The 8,361-nt window shown below is 69.1% G+C and carries 8 protein-coding genes; 6 read left to right on the plus strand and 2 right to left on the minus strand.

Annotation, left to right across the window (positions count from 1 at the left end; all coding sequences use genetic code 11):
* Positions 1 to 132 carry a hypothetical protein gene (locus ACXAHD_RS04845; RefSeq protein ID WP_281552217.1) on the minus strand — a complete coding sequence of 44 codons (132 nt, stop codon included), beginning with the start codon at positions 130 to 132 and terminating at the stop codon, positions 1 to 3.
* Between the two features lie 65 nt (positions 133 to 197).
* Between ACXAHD_RS04845 and ACXAHD_RS04850 the strand changes: the two genes are divergently transcribed.
* From ACXAHD_RS04850 to ACXAHD_RS04860, 3 genes are read left to right on the plus strand one after another with little or no spacing between them, the layout of a single operon-like run.
* A complete protein-coding gene (locus ACXAHD_RS04850) occupies positions 198 to 452 on the plus strand; it encodes a hypothetical protein (RefSeq protein WP_475048841.1) in 255 nt (84 codons plus the stop codon).
* A 16-nt stretch (positions 453 to 468) separates the two neighbouring features.
* Positions 469 to 1,119: a DeoR/GlpR family DNA-binding transcription regulator gene (locus ACXAHD_RS04855; protein ID WP_475048844.1), complete on the plus strand. Its 651-nt coding sequence runs from the start codon at positions 469 to 471 to the stop codon at positions 1,117 to 1,119.
* Complete coding sequence (locus tag ACXAHD_RS04860; protein WP_475048850.1) at positions 1,058 to 1,798, plus strand: SAM-dependent methyltransferase; 741 nt, start codon at positions 1,058 to 1,060, stop codon at positions 1,796 to 1,798. The genes ACXAHD_RS04855 and ACXAHD_RS04860 overlap by 62 nt, the downstream gene beginning before the upstream one ends.
* A 57-nt stretch (positions 1,799 to 1,855) precedes the next feature.
* Here the strand turns inward: ACXAHD_RS04860 and ACXAHD_RS04865 are convergent, their stop codons facing one another.
* On the minus strand, positions 1,856 to 2,209 hold the full coding sequence (locus ACXAHD_RS04865; protein WP_281552220.1) for a helix-turn-helix domain-containing protein: 354 nt from the start codon (positions 2,207 to 2,209) through the stop codon (positions 1,856 to 1,858).
* Positions 2,210 to 2,354: 145 nt separating this feature from the next.
* Between ACXAHD_RS04865 and ACXAHD_RS04870 the strand changes: the two genes are divergently transcribed.
* The 3 genes from ACXAHD_RS04870 to ACXAHD_RS04880 all read left to right on the plus strand — a co-directional run bounded on the left by ACXAHD_RS04870 (position 2,355) and on the right by ACXAHD_RS04880 (position 8,122).
* On the plus strand, positions 2,355 to 2,717 hold the full coding sequence (locus ACXAHD_RS04870; protein WP_475048852.1) for a transcriptional regulator: 363 nt from the start codon (positions 2,355 to 2,357) through the stop codon (positions 2,715 to 2,717).
* Between the two features lie 365 nt (positions 2,718 to 3,082).
* Positions 3,083 to 6,529: a discoidin domain-containing protein gene (locus ACXAHD_RS04875; RefSeq protein ID WP_475048847.1), complete on the plus strand. Its 3,447-nt coding sequence runs from the start codon at positions 3,083 to 3,085 to the stop codon at positions 6,527 to 6,529.
* A 315-nt stretch (positions 6,530 to 6,844) separates the two neighbouring features.
* Positions 6,845 to 8,122: an IS256 family transposase gene (locus ACXAHD_RS04880; protein WP_475048855.1), complete on the plus strand. Its 1,278-nt coding sequence runs from the start codon at positions 6,845 to 6,847 to the stop codon at positions 8,120 to 8,122.
* The last annotated feature ends 239 nt before the right edge of the window (positions 8,123 to 8,361 follow it).

Raw genomic sequence — 8,361 nt, forward strand, 5'->3', positions numbered from 1 at the left:
TCACCGTGCTCGGGGCTGCGGCCCGGCCAGGGATTCCGGGTAGGTGAGCACCTTGGTGTAGTTCGCGAACCCGGCGAGAACCGGAATCTCCTGGACGATCACGTTGTCCCGGAACGAGTAGCCGACCACCATGCCCGAGGACCGGTTCTCCTGTGCTGCGGGCGAGTGCGTCGGGCAGGGTCTTCGAGGCGGCGCCGGTGAGCAGCTGTTGCTTGGCCGAGGCGTACGGCGCGCTCAGCAACTCGATCTCGATGTTCGGGTTCTGCGCGGTGAACTCGTCGATGATCCGGTCGAACTTTGCCGACTGGTCCGACGCACCGTCGTCCACACCACACGCCGCGACGAACGCGACTGTCGTCGCGGTCACCGCCCCGCACCGACCGCGCCGTCGACCAGCGGCTCAGCCTGCAGGAGAAGGAGAAGATCGCGGCACTGGCCGCGGCGTTGGTTGAGGACAGCTCGACCATCATGATCAGCAGCGGGACGACGACCCTGGCGGTCGCCCGCAACCTGGGCCGGCACCGCGACCTCACCGTGGCGACGACCAATCTGCTGGTGCCCGGGGCGCTGCCACCCACCGCCATCGGCGACATCGGCGTCGGTGCGGTCGATGCGGAGGCCGGTCGCACGACCAGCAACCTCACCGAAGCCGCGATGACGCAGGAGATGATCTCGCGCGCCGGCCGGGTGGCCATCCTCGCCGACTCCTCGAAGTTCGGCCGCCGACTCTTCGCCCAGGTCCCCGAGCTAAGCAGCGCGGACTACCTGATCACCGACACCCTGCCGCCCGCCGAATTACGGGAGGCGCTGGCCGCGAGCGATGTGAAGGTCGTCACCCCGCCGGCCCCACCACGACAGAGAGGGGCCCGCAACGCGGTCTGCCAGACAGGATCTCCACTCACCACCAGGGGTGCCCTACTGGAGCTCGGCCTGGCCGTCGAACCGCCGCCCCAGTTGCGTCGTCACCCCGCCGTTGCGGAAGAATTACCCCATGACCGAGGATTGGGAGCTCCCTTCAGGCTCCAAGCTAGACACCGCTGTTCCGCACTCGGCGCGGATATGGAACTACTGGCTCGGCGGCAAGGATCACTTCGCGGTAGACCGGGCTGCCGGCGATGAGGTCATCGCCCACATCCCGGACATCCCCATCGGAGCCAAGTCCGAGCGCGCGTTCCTCCAGCGGGTGGTCAGGTTCCTCGTCGGGGACGCCGGCATCCGCCAGTTCCTCGACGTCGGCACCGGGCTGCCCACAGCGGACAACACCCACGAGGTCGCGCAGTCCCTGGACCCGCGCTGCCGGGTGGTCTACATCGACAACGACCCGCTCGTCATGGCACACGCGCGTGCGCTGCTGGCCAGCACGCCGGAAGGCAGTTGCGACTACGTCGAAGCCGATCTGCGGCAGCCGGACGCGATCCTCGCGTCCGCGCGGCGGACGCTCGACTTCTCGCAGCCGATCGGGCTCATGCTCCTCGGCGTCGTCAACCACATCATGGACGACGATGTGGCGTACGGCTCCGTCGCACAACTGGTGCAGGCGATGCCCGCCGGCAGCTACCTGGTGCTCACCCACTCCACGGCGGAGATCCACGGCGAGCCGATGCTGCGCGTGATGCGGGAAACCACCGAACGCGGCGGCACGCCGATCCGCGCCAGGACCAAAATCGAGCTCGAACGCTTCTTCGGCGGGTTGGACCTGCTGGAACCCGGCGTCGTCACGTGCTCACGCTGGCGCCCCGACCCGGAGTCCGACGAGCCCGAGGTCTACCTTTTCGGCGGTGTCGGCCGCATCGGCTGAGCCACCACAGCTCATCTTGTCGTCTGGCGGTCAACAGTTCGTGGCGGCAGGTCGGCGTTAGCGGCCGGGTGGTTGGCCGTGGAGGCGGGCGAAGGCGCGGTTGAAGGCGAACTCGGAGGTACAGCCCATCCGGTGGACGATGGTGTCGCGTAGCGCGCGGGCGACCACGTTGAGGTGCCAGCGGGTGAGGTAGGTCAGTGGTGGTTCGCCGACGTGGCGGGCGAAGCGCCGCACAAGGGTGGCACGGGGGACGTTGACCGTCACGGCGAGGGTGTCCAGGGGGCCAGTCGTGACCGGGTCGCTCGTGCAGGACGGCCAGAACCTGCGCGGTGAGCGGGTCACGTAGGCAGCGTCCCGGCAGTGGTGGATCCCGTCGGCACCCGGGGCGATCGCGGGTCTGGTGCTCTTCACGGTGCTCGAGCTTCTGCGCCACTCGACTCGGCGAAGGGTCACGGGACGACCGTCATGAGCGCCTGCACCCCCGCGTCCACAACAACGTCGTGGTGACCGTGCCCCGCCTCGATCCGGTCATCCACGCACCCCACCGCCTGCACATCTGTTCTCTGCTGACCCCTCGAACGAGGCCGAGTTCCAGGTGCTGCGAGAGGCACTCGGGATCAGCGACTCGGCACTGTCCAAGCACATCAAACAGTTGGAGGATGCAGGCTACCTCAGGCTGCGCAGGGCTACGCTCAACGGTCGCCGACGGACGTGGGCGCAGCTTACGCCTACCGGACGGCGGGCCTTCGCCGCACATGTCGAAGCGCTGATGGAGATCGCATCGCTCGCGCGCACCTCCCAGCATCTCCCCCCGCCCGGTCTCCGACCACACCAGCGCCCCGACGAGCCCAACCTGCGGCTCAGGACGACCGACGTGTCGACGACGCGCGCAGAGGAGTACGGACATCCATGCACATGACTTCTGGAACTGACGGCTAGTGACAACGCGATTGCGTAGTCAGCCGGCGAGCCGTTGACCAGGTGTTTCGGGGCCAGCTCGGTCTCTACGGGGGCGTGACAAGCGGGTGAGGCCGCAGCCTACCCGCCGGCGTCATCCCTCGCCCCGCGTCGGCAGTCTGACCGGCGGTCGGCCGTGAGCTGATCGACGTGGGGCCAGGCCAGGCGGGATCGCTGTTCGCAGTACCGGCCCGCCCGACAAGATCACAGTTTGGTCGTGAACCTCGGGGCAGGGTCGGTTCGTCATGTTGATGAAGCCTGCTGGCGGGCACGGACGATGCGGGCCGATCAAGGTTCGGCGACGGAAGCAGAGATGACGACATGCAGATGGACCGAACACAGGCATCGGGTTCGGCGGCGCTCCGCTGGCTCCGCGACACGGTCGCCATCGTCGGCGATGCCGAGGGTGGGACGATCGCGGAACTGGCCCGGTCGATCCCTCCGGTCGCCGGCGTTGTAACGGTCGTTGGACAGCTCAGCGGACCGGCGGACTGGCGAGCGGTTGCCGAGTCGCTCCCGATCGCGGTTCCCCCTCGCACCTCGGCGATGCTGGCTGTCGCCGGCGCCGGCTCAGCCGCAGTCGGCGTGGCGGGCCCGGCCCCGGCGGCGGTGGTCGCCGAGCAGCTCGGGTCCGAGGTGCTGGCCCCGGCCGGTAGGCTGCTCCTGGTTCCCGGTGCTGCACTGTTCGCCGTCGAAGGGTTCCGACGGTTCCGCCCGGGGGCAGCGCCGGTTCCCGCCGGGCGGCGGCACCCGGCGCCCGCCTGGGAGGCCGCCATAGATTCTCTCTCGGCGGGCGGCAGCCACGGTCTGACCCGGGTCGCGATCCCGGCCGGCCTGTGGGTCTATCCGCAGCGACCGGATACGACCGCACCGGGACCGGACGATCTGGCCTACGCCATCCCGGTCGATGTGGAGCGGCCGGTCCTGCTGGTCGGGCGCCCCGGTCACCCGACACCTGATGTGGACGAGGTGGCGGCAGTGGTCGACGCCCTCCCGGTCGAGCTCCGTACCCGCCTGATCGTCGTGCCCTACGGCCCCGGAGCGATGGTCTGCCGAGAGCTGACCCGGACACTGTGTGACCGCTGGCGCGGCACCGTCACGATGGCTACCGGTCTGCCGACGCTGGACACGGCTGGCCGGACGGTGGCGATCGCTGTCGACGCCGAACCGGCACGCTGCTGGCCGCAACCCGTCCGCCAGATTGTCTTCCCGCCGTCCGGGGTGCCTCGGGTGATAGGGCCGGTCGAGGCGCTCGCCAGCCTGGCCTCTGCTGGATCCGCTCCGGCCGAGACCACCATCTACCGGTGGAACGAGCGATGGGTGGTCGAGGCCGTACAGTGCGGGTTGTGGGTCCGCCCGCCGTTCGCCGGCCGACACGGTCCGGTGGTGCGTGACCGGCCGTGGAATCCGGGCAGACTGGAAGTCTTCGTCGGAGTGCCCGGCAACCCGCCAGGTGACGACGTCCGGTCGGTGATACACGAACTGTTGGCCCGGCTGCCTGCCGCGGCTCGTCGGCGGGTCGTCATCTCCCCGGTGGAGGTGGCGAGAGACCTGGGGCTGGGCCTCGCACCGAGTAACGACGCGCCCGACATCGTGCTCGTCAACGACGGAACTGAACCGCCCGAGTGGTGGCGGGCCGATCCGCGGCTGTTCTCCGTACTGGTTGGCTCCGCTGCCGGTGACCAGGTGGTGACCCAGGCCGGTGAGGTAGGACCGGGCGAGCTCGGCGAGATCGTCGCGACGCACGATGGATGGGCCGGGCGGCCGATCCTGTTGCTGTCGGCTGATCCGGTGCCACGCGAGTTCTGCCAACGGCTGTCCGACCAGCTCCAGGCAGCGGTGGTCAACGGCGGCCCGCCCAACGGTGACTGGTCAGCAGTCCTGCCCCGGCGGATCGGGCGGGACGAGCCGAGATCGGTTCAGCTCACCGGCGCGTTTCCGTTCCCGGACGACGACCTGACGGCACTGGTCGAGGTGCCGCTGGGAGAATCGGCTCGGGCGGGCCGACCGGCGGACTTCGGTATCCGGTCGACGCTGGACCTACGAGTCAAGCGGGATGCTGCCGGCGAGGTGCATCACCGGGACGCAATGCCGCCGACCACCACGCCCATGCCCGACCCGGTACTCGTGGTCGGTCGGGGCCCGGACGCCGACCGACCGTTCCGATTGTTCGACATCCCGGCCGGAGTGTGGTTCGTAGCCACCGCGGTCGCGACGCAACGGCCGGGATGGGCGCACAGTGGCGTCCGGATCAGGCTGGACGTCGAGCAGATCGACCAGGTGAACCTTCAGTTGCTCGCCAACTACCTCGGTGCCGAGGTCATGGTGCCTGCTGACCGGCTCCACGACCATTCAGGCGGAGACACCGCAGGCCTGTGGCATACGCGATCCCGCTCGCCAGCGGCGCACCGCAGTGATCCGGCGCGGGCGTACGCCGACCTACCTCAGGCCGAGCATCCGGACGTCACGGCCGGCATCCGGTACGCAGTCGCCCTGCGCGGCCTACCAGATCGTGCGGTGCCTGCGGATCCGCCGGTCGCGCGCGCCCTGCTCGAACGGCCGGCACCGGTCTCTCGGCCCGCCGCGGGCGGCGAACAGGCATGGGCCCCTGTCGAGGCGCCGGGCGACCGAGCCGGTCCGGCATCCGGCGGTCCGCTCGTCAACCGTATCCACCAGCGAGCAGATGACGCCGGTCTTGCCGACTCTGAGGCTGACGACGTCACCGAGCAGTCGGCTCATCCGACAGCTGAGGTGATCCCCGCCGGGGTGGCCCCGGCGGAAGTCGAGGCTGGGGAACCAGACGAAGTCGAGTCCGGGCCGGCGGCGGCTATCACCGAGTGTGACGCCGGGAAGCCCGAGGCGCTGGTGACCCCGGGCCCGGCGCGGCAGAAGCCGGTCACCGACCGGCCCTCGGCCTTGATCCCTGTGCCAGTGCCGGCGCTGTCCGCTCCCACGGTACCGCTCCGGGTTTCGGCACCCGCCGAGCAGCCGGCCACACTGCACACCCGGCGGAATGTGCGGGCTGGTCTCGTGGCGGCGGCATTCGTCGCGATCGTGGCGCTAGCCAGCGGTGCTGTGACGCAGATCCTGGACGCCGACGACGCGGTGGCCGAGCCACCCCCGTCGAATCTGCAGGTGACGACCGCACTGGCACCGACACTGGCGGCCACGCCCGGGGCCGACAGCGTCGAATCGGCTACCCCGCCGATCACCCCGGTCGGGTCGACCCCGGCCGTCGCGTCGTCGACGGTTGCAGTCAGCCGGACAGAACCGGCACCGGGTCCGACGACCGCCGGCCCGCCGGCTCCGGTCCGGACGACCGCCCCGGCACCGGCCCCGGTCCGGACGACCGCCCCGGCCACGCCGGTCAGCGGGCGGACGAACTCGGGCGGTCGCAATCTGGCCCTCGACGCCTCGGCAACCGCATCCAGCATCGAGGGCACGAACTGGGCGGCGAAGCTCGCCGTCGACGGCGACGGGAGCACCCGGTGGAGCAGCGCGTGGCAGGACCCGCAGTGGATCAAAGTTGATCTCGGTGAGAACTGGGTCGTTACCGAGGTACGCCTGTCCTGGGAGTCCGCTCACGCGTCGGCCTACCGTGTGGAGTTGTCCCGCGACGGGGTGAACTGGACGACGGTGTTCAGCACCAGCAACGGGACGGGCGGCAGCCTGGTCGTCGATGTGCCGTCGCTCGTTGCCCGCTATGTGCGCATGTACGGCACCTCCAGGTCGGGCACCTACGGGTACTCGTTGTACGAATTGGAGGTACGTTGACGCCGTGGGCTTCATGCTTCTTCTGTTCGGAATAGGCCAATTTGTTTGGGGCTTGTAGAGAGATCTGTGTAACGGATTGAGATGAATATCCGTTATGGCCGGTAGGAGCCGGTCGGCACAGATAGGACAAGTGTGATGACGATGTCGATGATCAACCCGCAGAGGCAGGACCTCCCGGCCGACGAGCGGGGTGGGTTGCGGGAACAGGCCGCCGCAGACGTACCGAGGTTGCCCCTGTCCGCCCTGGTGCTCGATGAGCAGGCGGCGAAGCAGGCCGCGCGGAAGGCGGTCGCGGACCTGGTCGACGAGCAGGCGATGGATGCGGTGTTGGCGCAGGTCAAGGGCGACGGGCTGCGGTTGACGGGGCCGGGTGGGTTCCTGTCGGAGCTGGTCAGGGTCGTCCTGGAGCGGGGGTTGCGGGCGGAGTTGACCGAGCATCTGGGCTACCGGGCGCACGATCCGGGCGGCAAGGGTTCGGGAAACTCGCGTAACGGGCACACGGCGAAGACGGTGCGGACCGAGGTCGGGCCGATCGAGGTGCGGGTGCCGAGGGACCGGGCGGGCACGTTCACCCCGGTGCCGCTGCCGAAGAACGCCCGCCGCCTGGGCGGGCTCTCCGATGTGGTCATCTCCCTGTACGCCGGTGGGATGACGGTGCGCGACATCTCCCATCACCTGCACCGGGTGTACGGCACCGAGGTCGGCCCGGACACCATCTCCACCATCACCGACGAAGTTCTGGATGAGGTGAAGGCGTGGCAGCACCGGCCCCTGGACGAGGTGTACCCGATCGTCTACGTGGACGCGTTGATGGGGAAGGTCCGCGACGGCGGGCAGGTGCGCAACAAGGCCTGCTACCTCGTGGTCGGTGTGGGTGTGGACGGGGTCAAGCACGTCCTCGGGATCTGGGTGCAGCAGACCGAAGGCGCCAGATTCTGGATGCAGGTGTGCACCGAGTTGCGTAACCGCGGGGTGCGGGATGTGCTCATCGCCTGCTGCGACGGGCTGACCGGGCTGCCCGAGGCGATCGAGGCCGTGTGGCCGCACACCACCGTGCAAACCTGTGTCGTGCACCTGATCCGGGCGGCGACGCGGTTCGTGTCCTACAAAGACCGGCGGGCGATGGTCACCGCGTTGAAGGAGATCTACACCGCACCCACGGTCGAGGCCGCCGAGACGGCGCTGCTCGGCTTCGCCGACAGCCCGCTCGGGAAACGCTACCCGGCCGCGGTCGCCGTCTGGGAGCGGGCGTGGGACCGGTTCACTCCGTTCCTGGCGTTCCCGCCCGAGGTCCGCCGGATCATCTACACCACCAACGCGATCGAGTCGTTCAACTACCAGATCCGCAAGGTGATCAAGAACCGTGGGCACTTCCCGACCGACGACGCCGTGGTCAAGCTGACCTGGCTGGCCATCGCCGATATCGAGGACAAACGCGCCCGGCAACGGGCCGCCGAGGCCGGCAAGCCCCGCAACCAGGCCCGCCAGGCCCCCGGACGACTCGTCGAAGGCGCCGGCGTCCACGGCTGGAAGCAGGCCCTCAACTCCCTGGACATCTTCTTCCCCGGCCGTATCCCCATCGATGCCCGATAGTTATACAGAATAGGGCGTTACACAGACAATCGGACAGGCTTGTCCTCCGGCGGTACGCACCACCGGCCCGTCCACCATGCAACGCATCCGCGCCACCCTGCGCAAGGCACTCAACGACGCGATGGCACGGTCCAACAACCGGCTCATCGCAAACATTCAGGTGGTGCGCGCTGGGATTCCGCGTGGTGGCATAGCGTGATGGCCGGTTGGTTGGTGGCCGCCGGCTGATGTTGACCTGG

The sequence above is a fragment of the Micromonospora sp. ABR4_055 genome, assembly GCF_056160425.1.